This window comes from Roseburia yibonii (assembly GCF_014297335.1).
GTDB classification, from domain to species: Bacteria; Bacillota; Clostridia; order Lachnospirales; family Lachnospiraceae; genus Roseburia_D; species Roseburia_D yibonii.
On sequence record NZ_JACOQH010000003.1, the window covers coordinates 71,237 to 86,922 of the forward strand.

Here is a 15,686-nt window from a genome sequence, read left to right on the forward strand (position 1 = left end):
TTAATTTTTGCTCCGTGCATCAACCTTTGACCGCGCCGGATGCCATGCCGTCCACCATATCTTTCACCAGGCAGAAATACAGTAAAACGATCGGCACCGCGATAAATACGCTTCCCGCCGCAAATCTCGCGAATTCCGTCTCATCGAGACTCATCAGCCCGACCGCGACGGTGTAGAGATCCTTCTCCTTTAACAGAAGTTTCGGCAGGATAAAATCGCTCCATGGCCAGGTAAACGAAGTCAGTGCCGTATAAACGATGATCGGCCTCGAAAGCGGCAGGTTGATCTTTAAGAACACCTGCATGTTCGTCGCGCCATCGATCTTTGCCGCCTCATCGATCGCTTTCGGGATCGTGTCAAAGAAACCTTTCTGCGTGAGATATCCCATCGGCGCACCCGCAGCGTAAATAAGGATCAGTCCGGTGAGCCGGTTGATCAGTCCGAACTGGGTCATCAGAAGATACACCGCCGTCATTCCCATAAAGGAAGGGAACATCCCAAGCACCATAGTTGCTTTCATCAGCGGTTTTCTTGCCCGGAACGTAAAACGTGACATCGTATACGCCGTTAAGATCGTAAGAAATGTTCCGAGGACACAGCTTCCCGCCGCGACATACAGCGTGTTCTTAAACCACCTCGGGTAATTGTAAAGTGAAGTATCGGTAAACAGTTTGCGGAATGTATCCATGCTGTATGTTTTCGGGAAGAATCCGTCAAACGAATAAATGCTTCCCGATTTTGAAAATGATGCCAGGATCAGCCACAGGCAGGGGAAAAAGAAGATGGCTGCCACAAGAAGCAGTACCGCGTACGTTGCGCCGGTATCCACCGCTTCCCCGATACGGATCTGTCTTTTCTTTTTTTCGATCATTGAAACGTATCCTCCTCTCTGTAAGACGGTGATTTTATGTAAACTACAAGTGAGATAGCGGATGTGATAAGGAAGATGATCAGACTGATCGCCGCTCCTATGCTGTAATAATTGTTGTCGATCGACAGATTGTACAGCCAGTTGATCAAAAGATCCGTATCACTCGCCAGAAAATATCCGTCCATATAAAGACCGCCCCGCAGGAAATAGAAAATACCAAAATTGTTAAAATTTCCGATAAACTGGGAGAGCAGCACCGGCATCGTCGCAAAGAGCATGAACGGAAGCGTCAGTTTCCGGAAACGGGCAAATCTGCCTGCGCCGTCAATCCTCGCCGCCTCATAGAGCGTCTCATCAAAATTGGACAGATGTCCGGTCGCAAGCAGCATGATCGACGGAACGCTGATCCAGCAGTTGACAAGAAGTCCAATGAGGCGCGCGCTCCACTTTGCGTCAATATCCAGAAATCCCACCGCACTGCCGCCCGCTCCCACGATCAGCTGATTGATCGGCCCGCCATAGGAAAACATAAACTTAAACGCGAGCAGGGTGATAAACCCCGGAACCGCATAGGCAAGCACCGGAAATGCCCGCCAGAATGCTTTGCCCTTCACACATTTTTTATTAAGGAGCAGCGCAAGCCCGAGTCCCGCGAAATAATTAAGCGCCGTGGAAGTAACTGCCCAGAGCAGGTTCCAGCCAAGGATCTTAAAAAAGGTCGGTGCGAATTTCGACAGCACGATCAGCTTTTTAAAATTGCCAAGCCCGATCCAGTCCACCAGTTCCGGCGGAACCACGCTTCCTCCATAGTTTGTAAACGCGATCAGGATCATAAAGATGATCGGCAGCACATTAAAGATACATACGCCGATCACCGGAAGCGCCAGCACGAAAACATAAAACTTCCGGTCAAACAGCCGGATGATCTCTTTTTTAAAGGTGTCCGGCTTCTTTCCCTGTTCCACCTGCTTTTGGATCCGGTATGCATCCTTTAAATTCAGCCGGTACAGATAGAAAAAGGAAAACAGCACGATCCATGCGAAGATCCCCATTAAGAGCATGATAACGGAATTGTCTCCCGCAACCCCAAGCCACGGATCCGCTTTTTGTGTCCCCAGGGTAAAAAATCCGATGAGATCCCCGATTCCTCGCGCCGCCACATAATAGATCATCCCGACTTCCACAAGTAAGAACAGGATCCCTTTGATCCGGCAGCCGTATAAAAACTGCCCTGCGCCCATGAGGACAGCGGAAAGCTTTACTCTCCAGTCACTGTCCCGAAACGCATTTTTAAAATTAACTGCTTTTTCTTTCATTTTTTTGCTCTTTCTATTCTAAGGTAAAGATTGCGTTGTAGATCTGTTCACTCATATCCTCTAACCCGGCCTTCATCGCGGCGGTGTCTTTGTATTTCTTTTCATTCTCCGGCCGGAACACGTCCTTTGCCAGATCGATGAAAAAGGTCTGCCCCGGTGTCCAGATCTGGGAAACTTCCTTTACGGACGGCATTAAAATGATATTTCCGTCCTCCAGACGCGAAAACAGTTCCTCTGCCGTACCACCCGCTGCTTTTGCCACATCCTCCCGCGCCGGCGCGATCCCAAGCATTTCACTTCTCTTTATCATCATTTCATAACTCGTCGCAAAATCCACAAACGCGAGGCAGGCGTTCGGCGCCTTGGTGTAAGCGCTGATGGCGTAACCGTTTACACCGCCCATGGTCTTCGTATCGATCCATGCCGGATCTTTCTCCGTGAGATCTCCGCTCTCCGGAAGTTTGGGCAGTGAGGTCATCACCAGATTTTCTTTTGCCTTTGTCTCTGCTTCTTCGTGGGAAAGCCCCTCTGTCTCATACTGCTTTACCAGCTCATCGAGAAACGTGGAATAGACATCCGGCGTTGAGATCGTTGCAAAATACGTTCCATCCGCAAGCTTGCTGTACGCATTGGTCGTGATCGTATCATCGATACAGTCCTCATTCATCACTCCCGCAAGCTGACTCAATACCCAGGCTCCCTTTTCCGACTCCCCGGCGGCAAATCCGATGTCCGACGGATCCGTGTTGTCCTTTCCGAAAATATATCCCCCATAGGACAATAAAAATCCACTGGAAAAATACATATCGCTGAGCGACTTCATATATCCGTAAGTCCCCGGATCCTCCGCATGACGGGCAGCCGAAAACGCATACAGGCTGTTGAAATTTTCGACCATATCCGGGACGCCGTTTTGATCCGCGTCCCAGCTGCTTTTCCAGTCCTCCGGCAGCAGATCCACGCGGTAATATAGCATCGGTGCCTGCACATTCACCGGAACGCCACAGGTATAGGTGTTTCCGTCCACACTGACCTTATAGGCATCCCACGCGGCATCCGGGATCGCGTCGTAACAATCCAGTTTTTCTGCCGGGAGCGGATAGATATGCTTGCCCTCGGCGTACTGCATGATGACATCATTCGCCTGATACAGCACATCCGGGCCATAACCGTAAGGACCGTCATTGGCAAGATCCAGATACTGATCCATATTCGCGTCCACCGCCTGTATCCCCTCATCTTTGTACGCCTCATTGAACGCTTCGATCAGTTCCTTAAAATATCCCTTGGAGATTGCCGTATCATTTTCAAGTACCTGGATCGTCACATTTTTTTCGAGTTCCCCGGTAAACACGCCGTTGGTCTGTCCCGTCTCCGTTTCCCCATCCACTGTTTTTTCCTGCGCGGTGTCTGCCGCTCCGCATCCACTGACCATGCTTCCCATAAGCGCTGTCGTAAGCACCAGCGCGATCATTCTTCTTTTCATGCCATCTCCCCCTGTTCTTCCATGATCTGATAACCGTCCGGGTCTATACCCTGCCGCGTTTCTTTTGTCAGATTGATCCGCAGTATCAGTCTGTCTTTTTTATACTTTCGTTCTACGAAAAGCATTTTCTCTTCTTCTTTTATTTTTACAGTTCCATACTGTAACACCGGTTTTTGTTTTAATGCCAGCAGCTTTTTGATCTCCTGCATGACTGTGCGGTCCCAGTGGGATTCCTCCCAGTCAAAGCATCTCCTCGAATCCGGGTCGTAACCGCCCTCCATGCAGATCTCCGTTCCGTAATAGATGCATGCCGCCCCCGGAAATACTACCAGCAAGGCAATGGCTGCAAGCAGTCTTTTTTTATTTTTTCCGATCTCCGTATAAAAACGGTGTGTGTCATGTGAATCTAAAAGGTTTAGCATCATGTCGTTGACCGGTTCTGTATTCCGCATCAGGTTTCCGTTTAATTTTTCCGCCATCTGTCTGGCATCAAATTTCCCACGCGCGAAATAATCGAGGCAGGCTTTGGTAAACGCGTAATTCATAATGCTGTCATACTGATCGCCCATCAGATACGGATAGGCGTCATGCCAGTTCTCTCCGATGATCACGCAGTCCTTCTTTAACTGTTTGACCTCCTTGCGGAAGCGCCTCCAGAAATCATGCGACACCTCATCGGACACATCTAACCGCCACCCGTCGATATCCGCCTCTTTGATCCAGTACGCCGCGATTTTTAACAGAAATTCCTGCACTCCTGCGTTTGCGGTATTGAGCTTTGGCATATAATTACAGGAAGCAAAACATTCATAATTCATCCGCTCCGGATCCGGGTAATCCCCGTCGATCAGAAACCACTCGTAATAGGGCGATGCCTTTCCGTTTTTTAAGACATCTTCAAATTCTTCCATCTCCATGCTGCAGTGATTGAACACCGCGTCCATCACAATGCGGATGCCCATCCCATGCGCTTTTTGTACCAGTTCCTTCACATCAGAAAGACTTCCAAACTGCGGGTCTACTTTTCTGTAATCCCGGATATCGTACTTGTGATTCGAGATTGACTGAAAGATCGGGGTCAGATAGACCGCGTTGATCCCAAGCTCCTTTAAATAATCCAGTTTTTCAATGATCCCCCGGATGTCCCCGCCGGCAAAGCTCTTCGGTGTCGGCAGATCTCCCCATTGCATATTGATATACGAGGTATCCTTGGTCAGATTCCCCTGCCGGAAACGATCAATGAAGATCTGATAGAAGACGGCTTTCCGCATCCAGTCCACCGTCTTTAACCGGTCATTCGGGTTGATATACGGCATCTGGAAGAAATTGTAAAACGCCTCCGGGAAACAGTAGGTCTCCGTCAGTCCGTCCTCACTGTAATAATACTCCTTCCCATTTTCCTCAATGCGGAAGATATAGGCAAGCCTTACATCCTCAAGTTCCAGTTTTTTTTCATAATACTGATACAGACCGTCTTCATAATGCACATGCATTTCGATCTCGTTTTGTTTCATCTGAAATTCATATTTCGCGCCATAGACTAAAAACACCCGGATGTCCCGGTCTTCCTTCGCTGTCCGAAGCCGGATCACCAGTTCCTTTTTGCCGGTTGCGAAACAATATCTGGAATCCGGTGTATGTAACAGTGCATATTGATTCATTTTTATTGTACTCCATTTTGTTATTGACAAATAATTTTAAATTTTTAATAATAAAGGTCAGAATCAGTGAAACGATTAAATCTGCTTTATGACAGGAGTCTGGAGGATATTATGGCAAAAAACAAAGTTACGATCAAGGATGTCGCAAAGGCAGCCGGTGTTTCCACCGCGACCGTCTCTTATGTGATCAACAACCGCACCGATATCAAGCTGACGGATGAGACCAGAAAGAAAGTCTTACAGGTCATCCATCTTTTGGATTACTCTCCAAATCAGGCTGCCAAGGCACTTGCCGCAAACCGTAAGAGCCTGCTTGCCGTCTCCTTCTCCGCTTCCGATTCTGTATTAAAATGTGCCGAACAGATGCATACACTGCAGCTGCTCTCAAAATATTTTCACGGGAAAAATTATGAACTGATCATGCTAAGTCCTTCTTACACAGAAAAATGCGACCAGGCTGACGCCATCATCTGTTACGACATGAAGCTCGAACAGTTCAGACAGCTCGGCGACAGCAATTTCATTCCGTTGGTCGCGCTGGACTGCCTGGTCAACGATCCTTTATTCTTTCAGGTCAATACGGATCTTCACATTTTAAGGGAAAAAGCGGACACGCATTTTGGCGATAAGCCCTATCGCTACGTTATGCTCGATACGCCAAACGCCGAAAAGCTTTCCCGTTTACTAAGTGTTTTCCCGGATCTGATCCGCATTGATTCCCTGACACAGATAAAAGATCTTACCGGGCAGCATCTTCTGGTTTCTGATCTTACACTTTTTAAACTGCTCTCTGACACCAATGATGTCTGCTTTCTCCCATCTGTTTCCGGGGAAAAACTCGATCTGCTCCATCAGTGTATCGAAGCAGCTTTGGAGCGCACCCCGATCGAACAGCACGATCTGCTCATCTAATCCGTGGCTGCGCCATTGTAGGTCCATGTGATCGTATCATACGGATTCATATTGAAGTTTTCTTTTGTCTCTTCGGTATAATAAGAATCCTCCGTGTCATAGACATCTTCTCCCGGATAGGTGGTGAGCGTAAATGTGTAATTTCCGGAAACTGCCACCTCTATATTCGACTTCTTTGCGCCCGTCTCTCCGATGCCGCCGGAATTTTTAAAATATTCTGTTCCATCCTGCGCGATCGTTGTCATATAACCAAATCCACGCTGATCTTCCCATGAGCCGTTGATCGCAAACTGGAACTGATCTCCCGCTTCCAGATCCAGTGTGATCGTGTATACATTGGCTTCGTCATTCTCCTCCTTTGTCATCGTCTGCGCTTCTCCGATCACCGCGCCCCAGTCTGATTCCGCAAGCACAGCACCCGTTCCCGAGCCGACGATCACGAATGTTCTCGTATCTTCCACATAAGAAGTAAATCCCGCGTAAAGAGCCGTATCCTCTTTGACCTGTGTCCCAAAATCATATTTCCGGCTCATCTGCGGTGTCGCATACCAGCCAACAAATGTCTCGCCCGCTTTTTCCGGTGTGAACTCCTCCGCGCATACTCCGTCCGCCGCCGTCTTCGTCTCAAGGACGGTTGTTCCATCACTGTCATAGTAAGTCACCGTATGCTCCGCTGCTGTTTCCTCCTGCGCCGATGCCTCCGTCTGTTCTTCTGCTGTCTGTTTCTCTTCTGCCTGTGTGCTGACCTCTTCCTGTGTCTGTGCGGTTCCGGTCTCTTTTGCCCCACACCCCGCTGTCATGCTGCTGCCCGCAAGCGCCACAGCAAAAAACAGTACCGCCATTGCTTTTTTTCTTTTCATCGTCTTCTCCTTCCAATTTAAGCGTTTAAATTAGATAGCAAATCAAAAGCGGTGTTTATTCACCGCTTAAACGTTTAAACTATCTTAAGTATAATCTTGGCACCTGCCATCGTCAACACACAATGTTTCCAAAATTTTCTTTCCGTTTTTGTGCATTTTTACGATATCTTCCCCACGACCGCCTCATTGTAGCTTCCCTCATACGGCTTCTCGGTATCGATCTGCATGAGATCCGCGCCCGTCGCTTCCGCGAGCATTTTCGCGATCCGCTCTGTATTTCCGTTTGACCAGGTATAATAAACAACCAGCATTTTTTTCATTTTATTTCTCCTCCAGATTCTTTGCTGCCTCATTTACACAGCGCAGCGCATTTAAACTTCTCGGATAACCGATGTATGGCAGGCACTGGGAGATCACCTGGATCAGAAATTCCCTGGTGTTCCCGATCTTCATATTTGCCTGCGCATGGCTTACAAGCTGCGGCTCACAGCCACCCTGTGCCGCGATAAAGCAGAATGTGATCATTTCTCTTTGCAGATAGTCCAGCCCTTTTCTCGTGTAATAATCGCCAAAGCAGTTGTCGGCCAGCCAGCGGTTGATATGACGGCTCTCTTCCGGTCCCGACTTGTAAAATTCTTTCATGCCATCTCCGAAAATATCGACCTGTGCCTGAATTCCGGCTTCCAGTCTCGTCTCCATCGTTGTCTTCGCCTGCGCTTCTAACGGCAGGGAAACACCATCTTCCTTTAAGATCTCATTGTTGATCGCAAAGAACGGAAGCACTCTTCCAATGCCGAGATACGCCACCGCCTGATAGGTCACTTCCTTGATCTCTACCGGTGTCACACCCACACGCAAAGCAGCCTTTGCCATCACGCGGTACGCATCGGTTCCCTGACAGCCGGTAAGTGTCGCAAGGATCGCAAGCATTCTGGTCTTGTCATCCATGTCGCCCTGATTTACGACTTCATCAAACGCGAAGTTATAAAAACGCTCCGCAAACTCCGGATCGTTCTCCTGTAATCCGCCTTTTTCCTCTGAAAAGATTTTACTTAAATATGCTTTTGCTTTTTCCGTCAGTTTCATTCCATCATCCTCTTAGATCCATGCTCCGACTTCTTTTTCCGCACGATTTACCAGACTTCCGTGGATCGCAAGTCCTTTTTCTACGTTTGCTCCCGGACACAGACGTTTGATATCGCTCACGCTGCTTCCAAGTCCGCTGCCCTCATGTGTGCAAAACGGACGGATCGTTTTCCCGTTAAAATCATAGTGCTCCAAGAATGTAAAGACTGCCATCGGCATCGTGCCCCAGTAATTCGGATAGCCGAGATAGATCGTATCGTACTGCTCCATATCCTGCGGCCATGCCTTTAATTCCGGTCTCGCGTTGCTTCTCTGATCTTCCTGCGCCTGTGCAATACAGGCATTGTAGTCTTTGGAATAGGCTTTCTTTGGTTCAATCTGGAACATGTCCGCCACTGTCAACTTTTTTATAATACCGGCCACTACCTCTGTATTTCCGACCTCTAACTGTTTTAATGCCCCGCTTACATAATTCTCATCTCTGCGGGAAAAATATGCGATAAGCTCTGCCATTTTTCTTTGCGCTCCTTTCGTCTCATCTTTTTTTCTTATTTTAATACAGCATTTCTTGACCTGGAATCTCCAACATGTTATTATGCTATAAACTATTGGTTGATACCTATGTCTGGAGGTGCATGATGTATAATCATTTACTTGATACATTTCTTGCTGTCTGCGACTGCAAAAGTTTTACGAAAGCGGCAAAACAGCTTTATATTTCACCGACTGCGGTCATGAAGCAGATCAACCAGCTCGAAAAGGAACTGGATTTAAAGCTGATCGAGCGCACCCACGCCGGTGTGACCCCGACAAGCGCAGGCGCTTCCATTTATCAGGACTCGAAATTTATCATCGATTATTCCAAAAAAGCACTCGCCGCCGCCAAAAGCAGGACACTTGCCTACGATACCACGTTTTGCGTCGGAACCTCCCTGTTAAATCCGGCAAAGCCGTTTCTGGATCTCTGGTATCAGGTCAACCATGATTTTTCGGGATACAAACTGCATCTGGTTCCTTTCAATGATGATCATAACGGGATTTTAAAAGAGATCGCCCTTTTGGGCGAAAAGTTTGATTTTCTGATCGGCGTCTGCGATTCCAGAGCCTGGATGAGCCTTTGCAGCTTTCTCCAGCTTGGCAGATATAAAAAAATGATCGCGGTTCCACGCGATCACAGACTTGCCGGCAAAAAGAAACTTAAAGTGGAAGATCTCCACGGAGAAACGCTCCTCATGGTTCCTGCCGGTGACTCCGGAACCAATGATTTCATCCGAAATGACTTAACGCTGCATCATCCCGAAATCCATATCGAGGATACACAGCCTTTCTTTGATATGTCCGTATTCAACCGCTGCGCGGAGACCGGAAATGTGCTTCTGACCATCGAATGCTGGCAGAATGTCCATCCCGGGCTCGTCTCGATCGCGGTTGACTGGGAATACAGCATTCCCTACGGTCTGCTCTACGCGAACGATGCACCGGAGGATGTCATGCGCTTCGTGAAGACGGTGGAAGCGTTTGTGAATTTATAAAAGAACGATACTGGATGGATTCGAACCATCAACTTCAGTTTTGCAAACCTATGCCCTTCCAGCGGCTACAGTATCACATTCGGGAAGTCCGGCTTCTGCCGTCCTTCCCGATTTTTCATCCGACTGTTGTCGAAATGTATTTTACTCTTCAAACGGAATAACTGCTCCGTCATAAGTTTTGTTGATGAAATCTTTGATCTCATCAGATTTTAATACGTCAACCAGTGCTTTTACACCTTCGTTGTCTTCATTTCCTTCTTTTACAACTACTACGTTTACATAAGTCTTTGCTGCTTCGGAATCGGATTTTTCATATGCGAGCGCATCCTGTCCTACGGAATAACCAGCCTCTAATGCATAGTTACCGTTTAATACGAGGTAAGCTACTTCGTCAGATACTCTTGCTACCTGCTCTGCTGCAAGTTCTTCGATCTGAACGTTGTACGGATTTTCTTCAATGTCATTGACTGTTGCCTCTAATCCTGCGTCTGCTTTTAATGTAATGATTCCGTTATCCTGTAACAGTAAGAGTGCTCTTGCTTCGTTTGTTGTATCATTCGGAACTGCGATTACATCACCTTCCGCAACATCATCCAGGCTGCTCTTGGTTCCCGGATAAATTCCAAACGGCTCATAGTGGATCTTACCAACTTCTACGAGGTGTGTTCCTCTTTCTTCATTAAAGCTGTCAAGATACGGTACATGCTGGAAGTAGTTTGCATCCATCTCTCCGCTCTCCACTGCTTCGTTCGGCAGTACATAATCATCGTAAACTGTGATCTCAAGATCCCATCCTTCTTCTGCAAGGATCGGCTTTGCTGCCTCTAAGATCTCCGCATGCGGTGTTGCAGAAGCTGCGATCTTGATCGTTCCCTTGGATTCAACTGCTGTTGCTGTCTCTGTTCCTTCTGCTGCAGCTTCGGTACCTGCTGTCTCTTCTTTTGCTGCCGCATTGTCTGTTGCGGTGCTGTTTTCTTCCTTTGCACTTCCGCAGCCTGCAAATGCGCTTACTGCCAGTGCTCCTGCCAAAATACCTGTTAAAAGTCTCTTCTTCATAATATTTTTTCTCCTCTTCTTTTTTTATTTTCATGATCTTTGCAAAAGCAAAAGATCAAACCATAAACTTTTTATTTTCTGCGGTCGGATTTATCCGCAAGCTTCATTCCGATGGTCTGGAAGATCTGGAACAAAATCATCAGTAAGATCACACTGGCAACCAGAATATCCGTCTGCCATCTGGTGTATCCGTAACGGATCGCGATCGCTCCAAGTCCGCCGCCGCCGACGGTTCCTGACATTGCGGAGTATCCAAGGATCGTTCCGAGCGCGATCGTTGCGCCGACGATCAGAGATGTTCTCGCCTCAACGAGCATAACTTTTACAATGATCGTAACATCGGACGCTCCCATCGAGCGCGCCGCCTCGATCACTCCCGGATCTACTTCCTTTAAGGAAGATTCGACCATTCTTGCGATATACGGTGCAGCCGCGATCACAAGCGGAACGATCGTTGCCTTTGAGCCGTAGCTCTGTCCCGCTACCAGTCTCGTAAACGGGATCAATATAACAAGTAAGATAATAAACGGTATGCTTCGCACAAGGTTTGAGATCACATCAAGGATCTTATAAACTGCCGCATTCGGGCGGATCCCGTCCTTATCTGTAACTGTGAGCGCAATTCCCATCGGAAGTCCGATCACATAGCCGGCGAATGTTGAGATCACCGTCATATAAATTGTTTCCCAGATTCCCTGGATCATCATGCTGATCACCTGATCACTCCACATCGCCTGTCACCTCCTCAATCTCTAATCCATGCTCTTTAAGATATTCTTCCATATCGATCTGTAAATGTCTGTCGTCCGGCAGTCCTAAGATCATCTCGCCCTTTGCGACTCCGCCGACATTTTTGGTATCTGCCCTTAAAATATTTACCGGTGTGCCGAATTTTAAGATCATATTTGCGATGACCGGCTCAAACGCGGAATTTTCAGAAAAGACAATCCGAAGTTTCCGGTCGCTCTGAATACGCTCTAACTGCTCGGCTACCGCGCCTTCCAGTTTCACGCCGTCTTCCGGCAGATCTCTCAGTATCAGTTCTCTCGCCGCTTTTGATTTCGGATGACTGAAAATATCCTCGACCAGACCGTTTTCTACCAGTTCCCCGTGTTCAATGATCGCCACGCGGTTACAGATCTCACGGATCACCGACATCTGATGCGTAATGATCACGATCGTAATGTTAAACTGCTCATTGATGCTCTTTAACAGTTCAAGGATCGATGCCGTTGTCTGCGGATCCAATGCGCTTGTCGCTTCATCGCAGAGCAGGATCTTCGGATCCGACGCAAGCGCGCGCGCGATCGCGACACGCTGTTTCTGTCCGCCGGACAGCTGCGCCGGATAAGCCTTTTCCTTATCCTCAAGTCCGACTGTCTTTAACAGCTCTCTGGCTCTTGCCTTTGCGTCTTTTCTTTTTACTCCATGGATCTGAAGCGGGAAACAGATATTGTCGATCACACTCTTTTGCATCAGCAGGTTAAAATGCTGGAAGATCATCGCGATATCACTGCGCTGTGCCCGCAGTTCCTTTTCGCTTAGTGTTCCAAGATCCTTTCCCTCGATGAACACCTGACCATCGGTCGGTTTCTCCAGATAATTCAAGCATCGCACAAGTGTACTTTTTCCTGCCCCGGACATTCCGATGATTCCGTAGATATCTCCCGCCTCAATCGTGAGATTGATATCGGAAAGCGCTTCTACATGCACGCCTTTTTGTTCAAATGTCTTTGACAGATGCTTTACTTCTATTTCATATTCAGCCATTCTGTTCTTATCCTTTCCTTATATTCACACAAAAAAACAGCAGGTTCACCGCAAAGATGATTCCTGCTGATCTTTTCTTTCTATCAATCAAACCGAAGCATCCCGCGCGTCTTTTCTTTTTTCCATGCATACAGACATACACATACAGGTCTCGCCTGATGCGTTCCACATTCTGCTGTCACATACCATGGAAAAATGAACTGCTCTCATCTTCGGTTCTCCTTTCTGCATTTGTTTTGCTGCACTTTGTTTACAGGTGCTATTATAACAAAACTTTGCGAAAGTTGTTAATACATGATACTTAGAGTTGGTTATAGGATAAGGCTATAGCTGATTTTCCTCCCGCAAACGTACCACCAGCTCATAAACCTCCGGCCGTCTCTGCTTCAAATGCTCATCCAGCTTATGCCTGCGCTCCTGAAACCGCTTTGCAAGTTCGGGATGTTCCTTTGCGATGCGCTCATAAACCTCTCTGCGGTGTGCCTCAAACTGCATTGCCAGTGTTTTCTCGTCTTTTCCGGAAATATTGACGATCTCTTTTAAATGCTCTTCCAGATGTTCGAGCCACTCATCCTTGTCCAGCGCCTCCATGTGCGACCACCGCCCGTGCAGAAGTTCTTCCACATTTCCATCTTTTTTCAGCTGCTCGATCTGTTTTAAGATCTGCTTTTCGATCTGCGCCTCGGTGTCAGAGCCGAACGCCCAGACAAATTCCTGTACCCGGTTATCCGCGCGCTTTCTCGAAGCGCTGCGTTCTTCATTGTCCACGCCGCCGGCAAGCGGATACGGCCGTCTGATCTCCATGTCCTTTAACGCGATATGTATCGTTCTGCGCACACTGCCTTCCTCGATCATATAGCCGAGTCCGAGTTTCCGAAGCTGCTCGTTTAACTCCGCAATATGCTCGGTCATATAAAAGCGGATTCCCTTTTTCTTCAGGGACTGATACAGGCTTCCCAGCCGGTCCGCCGCCGTGATGTCCATGCTCCCGATGCCGCTCGCGTCAAGGATCACTGCCTTCGTGTCTTTTTGCAGCGCATCTTCAATGTCGCGCTCAAGTACCTGGATATTCGCGAAAAACAGATTGCTGCTGAAACGATAGATCAAAACGCCCTCGATGGCGTGGATCTGGCTTCCTTCTTTCAGATCGCGGAAATGGCGGTGTCCCGGCTGAATGCCGAGAAAACACCTCGCCGGCTTTGCGGTACGGATGATCATTTCGGTAAAGGAGAGGATGATCCCGATCAGTACGCCGTTGATCGTTCCAAGAAACAGCACACCGAAAAACGCACCCGCAAAGATCAGACATTCCGTGCGGCTCACTTTAAAAAGCCGCACCGCCAGCTCAAACTCCGTTGCCCCAAGCAGCGCCGAGATCACGATCGCGGTCAGCACCGGAACCGGCAGATATCCGATGAATCCCGTGCCGCATAAAAGCAGTACGATCATGGAGCCTCCCGCCACGATGCCGGTAAGCTGCGTCCTGCCCTGATACTGTTCTCCCATCGCAGTGCGGGATACCGAGCCGTTGATCGGACAGCAGCCCGTAAAAGCAGCCACAAAATTTCCGGCCGAAAACGCCAGTATTTCCTGATTGTCGTTGATGCGGTATCCGTTTTTCTGCGCGAAGTTGTTTTCCGCAAGCAGTGTCTCAGCCATGATGACCACCGCAACCGACAGACTGATCGTGACGGCTTCCTTTATGGGGATCACGGTAAGATCCGGGAAACTCCACGCAGGAAGCCCCGGTTCTACCGCCGCAAGCGTCTGGATCCCCCATTCACGCACCGGAAGAACGCGCGTCATCACCGCGCCTGCCGCCATAAGTACGACTGCCATCGGAAATTTTGGCATGAACTTTTTGGACAGTAACAGGATCACAAGTGCCGAAACGCCGAGCGCGACGGACGGCAGATTGATGGATGCCGCTTCCTTTGCGATATGTTCCGCAAGCTCCAGAAACTCTCCGGTTCCCGCCGTTCCTCCCATCAGCTTCGGCAGCTGCATTAAAATGATCGTGGTACAGATCCCGGTGATGAATCCGCCCATGACCGGCGCTGAGATGTAGTTTACCAGCTTCCCGGCGCGCATAAAATAAAACGCAAGCAGCCACAGCGCCACAAACAGCGTGAGCACCGGAACGACTGCCAGTGCCTCATTCGACCCACTCTCCACATGCAGACTGATAAGGGCGGAACCAACGAGCGCCGCCGGTGCCGCGTCCACCCCGAAGATAAACTGCGGGGAAGTGGAAAAAAGCGCAAAGAACAGAATCGGAAATACCGACCCATAAAGCCCATACACCGCCGGAAGCCCCGCGATCTGCGCATACCCCATGGAAATCGGGATCGACACCGCCATGATGATAATGCCCGCAAGGATGTCTCCCGGCAGATCTTTCTTATTATAATGCCGGATTGTCTGTGCCAGTTCCAGTTTCATTGCATCATCTCCTCAATTTTGCCTGTTTAAATAACAGCATTATATCACAAAAAAGAGGATGCGCGGTAGAGATCATACAAAAATACGCCCTCACCCAGATCTCTGGTCTTTACGAGTTTCATGCCGAGATGCTCATATCGCTCGACTTTATTTTCCGCGTCGGTCTCCAGGATCACCGCAAGATTTTTCTCATCGGCAATTTGATACAGCATTTCCATAAGCTGTCTCATATATCCCTGCCCCTGATATTCTTTCCGGACCACTAACATCGCAAGGTTGGCATACGGGATCTTTTTCTTTTTTAACTCATCTTCATAGGTTTTCCCGCCCGTTGCAATCCTCCTTACGAATTGAATTCCTCCCCGGAGTCCTCCCAGATTTTTGACGATCGCCCGTATCATCCGAACCCCGCTTTTAAATGACAGATCCTGCCCTTTGCAGGTAACAAGGATATATCCTTCTCCCCTTCTGCTGGTAGAATACAGACATCCGCTTTCATATCCCGCCAGAAAGCAGGCTTTCATATGCTGATACATCTTTTCCCTGCTGTCAAGTAATTTGCGCAGGCCATATTCCGTCGTTCCGTCTTTTTTTCTTCCATACGCATGATCATAAAAGGAATCCCCGATCTCCCGGCAGATCTGTTCGATCTCATTTTCCGATAAATTTGTTACTTTGATTCCGTTCATTGTAT

The 15,686-nt window shown here is 48.4% G+C and carries 16 protein-coding genes and 1 tRNA gene; 2 read left to right on the top strand and 15 right to left on the bottom strand.

What is annotated here, in order from left to right; all coding sequences use genetic code 11:
• Window positions 1-19 precede the first annotated feature (19 nt).
• From H8Z76_RS05220 to H8Z76_RS05235, 4 genes are read right to left on the bottom strand one after another with little or no spacing between them, the layout of a single operon-like run.
• Entirely contained in the window at window positions 20-871 is an 852-nt protein-coding gene (locus H8Z76_RS05220) for a sugar ABC transporter permease (RefSeq protein ID WP_186981862.1), read from the bottom strand.
• Complete coding sequence (locus H8Z76_RS05225) at window positions 868-2,187, bottom strand: carbohydrate ABC transporter permease (RefSeq protein ID WP_022516525.1); 1,320 nt, start codon at window positions 2,185-2,187, stop codon at window positions 868-870. Before H8Z76_RS05225 ends, H8Z76_RS05220 begins: the two co-directional genes overlap by 4 nt.
• A gap of 13 nt (window positions 2,188-2,200) precedes the next feature.
• A complete protein-coding gene (locus H8Z76_RS05230) occupies window positions 2,201-3,673 on the bottom strand; it encodes a sugar ABC transporter substrate-binding protein (RefSeq protein ID WP_186981863.1) in 1,473 nt (490 codons plus the stop codon).
• On the bottom strand, window positions 3,670-5,334 hold the full coding sequence (locus tag H8Z76_RS05235) for a glycoside hydrolase family 13 protein (protein WP_186981864.1): 1,665 nt from the start codon (window positions 5,332-5,334) through the stop codon (window positions 3,670-3,672). Before H8Z76_RS05235 ends, H8Z76_RS05230 begins: the two co-directional genes overlap by 4 nt.
• Before the next feature lie 111 nt (window positions 5,335-5,445).
• Here H8Z76_RS05235 and H8Z76_RS05240 point away from each other — a divergent pair, with 111 nt between their 5' ends.
• Window positions 5,446-6,246 (top strand): LacI family DNA-binding transcriptional regulator, encoded by an 801-nt coding sequence (locus H8Z76_RS05240; protein ID WP_186981865.1) that lies wholly within the window; start codon window positions 5,446-5,448, stop codon window positions 6,244-6,246.
• On the opposite strand, the gene H8Z76_RS05245 is transcribed toward H8Z76_RS05240, so the two are convergent.
• The 4 genes from H8Z76_RS05245 to H8Z76_RS05260 form a co-directional block, all read right to left on the bottom strand.
• Window positions 6,243-7,106, bottom strand: coding sequence for an InlB B-repeat-containing protein (locus H8Z76_RS05245; RefSeq protein ID WP_243240443.1), 864 nt, complete (start codon window positions 7,104-7,106; stop codon window positions 6,243-6,245). The two genes, H8Z76_RS05240 and H8Z76_RS05245, sit on opposite strands and share 4 nt — an antisense overlap.
• 158 nt (window positions 7,107-7,264) lie before the next feature.
• A complete protein-coding gene (locus H8Z76_RS05250; RefSeq protein ID WP_147618257.1) occupies window positions 7,265-7,426 on the bottom strand; it encodes a flavodoxin in 162 nt (53 codons plus the stop codon).
• 1 nt (window position 7,427) lies between these two features.
• Complete coding sequence (locus H8Z76_RS05255; RefSeq protein ID WP_186981866.1) at window positions 7,428-8,192, bottom strand: carboxymuconolactone decarboxylase family protein; 765 nt, start codon at window positions 8,190-8,192, stop codon at window positions 7,428-7,430.
• A 12-nt stretch (window positions 8,193-8,204) separates the two neighbouring features.
• Window positions 8,205-8,705 carry a flavodoxin gene (locus tag H8Z76_RS05260; protein WP_186981867.1) on the bottom strand — a complete coding sequence of 167 codons (501 nt, stop codon included), beginning with the start codon at window positions 8,703-8,705 and terminating at the stop codon, window positions 8,205-8,207.
• A 125-nt stretch (window positions 8,706-8,830) separates the two neighbouring features.
• Here H8Z76_RS05260 and H8Z76_RS05265 point away from each other — a divergent pair, with 125 nt between their 5' ends.
• The gene (locus H8Z76_RS05265) at window positions 8,831-9,724 is read left to right on the top strand and encodes a LysR family transcriptional regulator (RefSeq protein WP_186981868.1); all 894 of its coding nucleotides are present in this window, start codon (window positions 8,831-8,833) and stop codon (window positions 9,722-9,724) included.
• A gap of 5 nt (window positions 9,725-9,729) precedes the next feature.
• Here H8Z76_RS05265 and H8Z76_RS05270 read toward each other — a convergent pair.
• The 7 genes from H8Z76_RS05270 to H8Z76_RS05295 form a co-directional block, all read right to left on the bottom strand.
• Window positions 9,730-9,799: transfer RNA gene (locus H8Z76_RS05270), tRNA-Cys, on the bottom strand.
• 66 nt (window positions 9,800-9,865) lie between these two features.
• Window positions 9,866-10,780 (bottom strand): MetQ/NlpA family ABC transporter substrate-binding protein, encoded by a 915-nt coding sequence (locus tag H8Z76_RS05275; RefSeq protein ID WP_186981869.1) that lies wholly within the window; start codon window positions 10,778-10,780, stop codon window positions 9,866-9,868.
• A 71-nt stretch (window positions 10,781-10,851) separates the two neighbouring features.
• The gene (locus H8Z76_RS05280; protein WP_186981870.1) at window positions 10,852-11,511 is read right to left on the bottom strand and encodes a methionine ABC transporter permease; all 660 of its coding nucleotides are present in this window, start codon (window positions 11,509-11,511) and stop codon (window positions 10,852-10,854) included.
• On the bottom strand, window positions 11,501-12,550 hold the full coding sequence (locus H8Z76_RS05285) for a methionine ABC transporter ATP-binding protein (protein WP_022516514.1): 1,050 nt from the start codon (window positions 12,548-12,550) through the stop codon (window positions 11,501-11,503). The genes H8Z76_RS05280 and H8Z76_RS05285 overlap by 11 nt, the downstream gene beginning before the upstream one ends.
• A gap of 87 nt (window positions 12,551-12,637) precedes the next feature.
• Window positions 12,638-12,760, bottom strand: coding sequence for a hypothetical protein (locus H8Z76_RS13755; RefSeq protein WP_279287683.1), 123 nt, complete (start codon window positions 12,758-12,760; stop codon window positions 12,638-12,640).
• A 114-nt stretch (window positions 12,761-12,874) separates the two neighbouring features.
• Window positions 12,875-14,992, bottom strand: coding sequence for a SulP family inorganic anion transporter (locus H8Z76_RS05290; RefSeq protein WP_186981871.1), 2,118 nt, complete (start codon window positions 14,990-14,992; stop codon window positions 12,875-12,877).
• 44 nt (window positions 14,993-15,036) lie between these two features.
• On the bottom strand, window positions 15,037-15,681 hold the full coding sequence (locus H8Z76_RS05295; RefSeq protein ID WP_186981872.1) for a GNAT family N-acetyltransferase: 645 nt from the start codon (window positions 15,679-15,681) through the stop codon (window positions 15,037-15,039).
• Window positions 15,682-15,686: the final 5 nt, after the last annotated feature.

Excerpts from the sequence above, each read along its gene's own strand:
- H8Z76_RS05225 (WP_022516525.1), bottom strand. The coding sequence starts at position 2,187 with ATGAAAGAAAAAGCAGTTAATTTTAAAAATGCGTTTCGGGACAGTGAC.
- H8Z76_RS05280 (WP_186981870.1), bottom strand. The coding sequence starts at position 11,511 with ATGTGGAGTGATCAGGTGATCAGCATGATGATCCAGGGAATCTGGGAA.
- H8Z76_RS05255 (WP_186981866.1), bottom strand. The coding sequence starts at position 8,192 with ATGAAACTGACGGAAAAAGCAAAAGCATATTTAAGTAAAATCTTTTCA.
- H8Z76_RS05250 (WP_147618257.1), bottom strand. The coding sequence starts at position 7,426 with ATGAAAAAAATGCTGGTTGTTTATTATACCTGGTCAAACGGAAATACA.
- H8Z76_RS05245 (WP_243240443.1), bottom strand. The coding sequence starts at position 7,106 with ATGAAAAGAAAAAAAGCAATGGCGGTACTGTTTTTTGCTGTGGCGCTT.
- H8Z76_RS13755 (WP_279287683.1), bottom strand. The coding sequence starts at position 12,760 with ATGAGAGCAGTTCATTTTTCCATGGTATGTGACAGCAGAATGTGGAAC.
- H8Z76_RS05275 (WP_186981869.1), bottom strand. The coding sequence starts at position 10,780 with ATGAAGAAGAGACTTTTAACAGGTATTTTGGCAGGAGCACTGGCAGTA.
- H8Z76_RS05285 (WP_022516514.1), bottom strand. The coding sequence starts at position 12,550 with ATGGCTGAATATGAAATAGAAGTAAAGCATCTGTCAAAGACATTTGAA.
- H8Z76_RS05265 (WP_186981868.1), top strand. The coding sequence starts at position 8,831 with ATGTATAATCATTTACTTGATACATTTCTTGCTGTCTGCGACTGCAAA.
- H8Z76_RS05230 (WP_186981863.1), bottom strand. The coding sequence starts at position 3,673 with ATGAAAAGAAGAATGATCGCGCTGGTGCTTACGACAGCGCTTATGGGA.
- H8Z76_RS05235 (WP_186981864.1), bottom strand. The coding sequence starts at position 5,334 with ATGAATCAATATGCACTGTTACATACACCGGATTCCAGATATTGTTTC.
- H8Z76_RS05295 (WP_186981872.1), bottom strand. The coding sequence starts at position 15,681 with ATGAACGGAATCAAAGTAACAAATTTATCGGAAAATGAGATCGAACAG.
- H8Z76_RS05240 (WP_186981865.1), top strand. The coding sequence starts at position 5,446 with ATGGCAAAAAACAAAGTTACGATCAAGGATGTCGCAAAGGCAGCCGGT.
- H8Z76_RS05260 (WP_186981867.1), bottom strand. The coding sequence starts at position 8,705 with ATGGCAGAGCTTATCGCATATTTTTCCCGCAGAGATGAGAATTATGTA.
- H8Z76_RS05220 (WP_186981862.1), bottom strand. The coding sequence starts at position 871 with ATGATCGAAAAAAAGAAAAGACAGATCCGTATCGGGGAAGCGGTGGAT.
- H8Z76_RS05290 (WP_186981871.1), bottom strand. The coding sequence starts at position 14,992 with ATGAAACTGGAACTGGCACAGACAATCCGGCATTATAATAAGAAAGAT.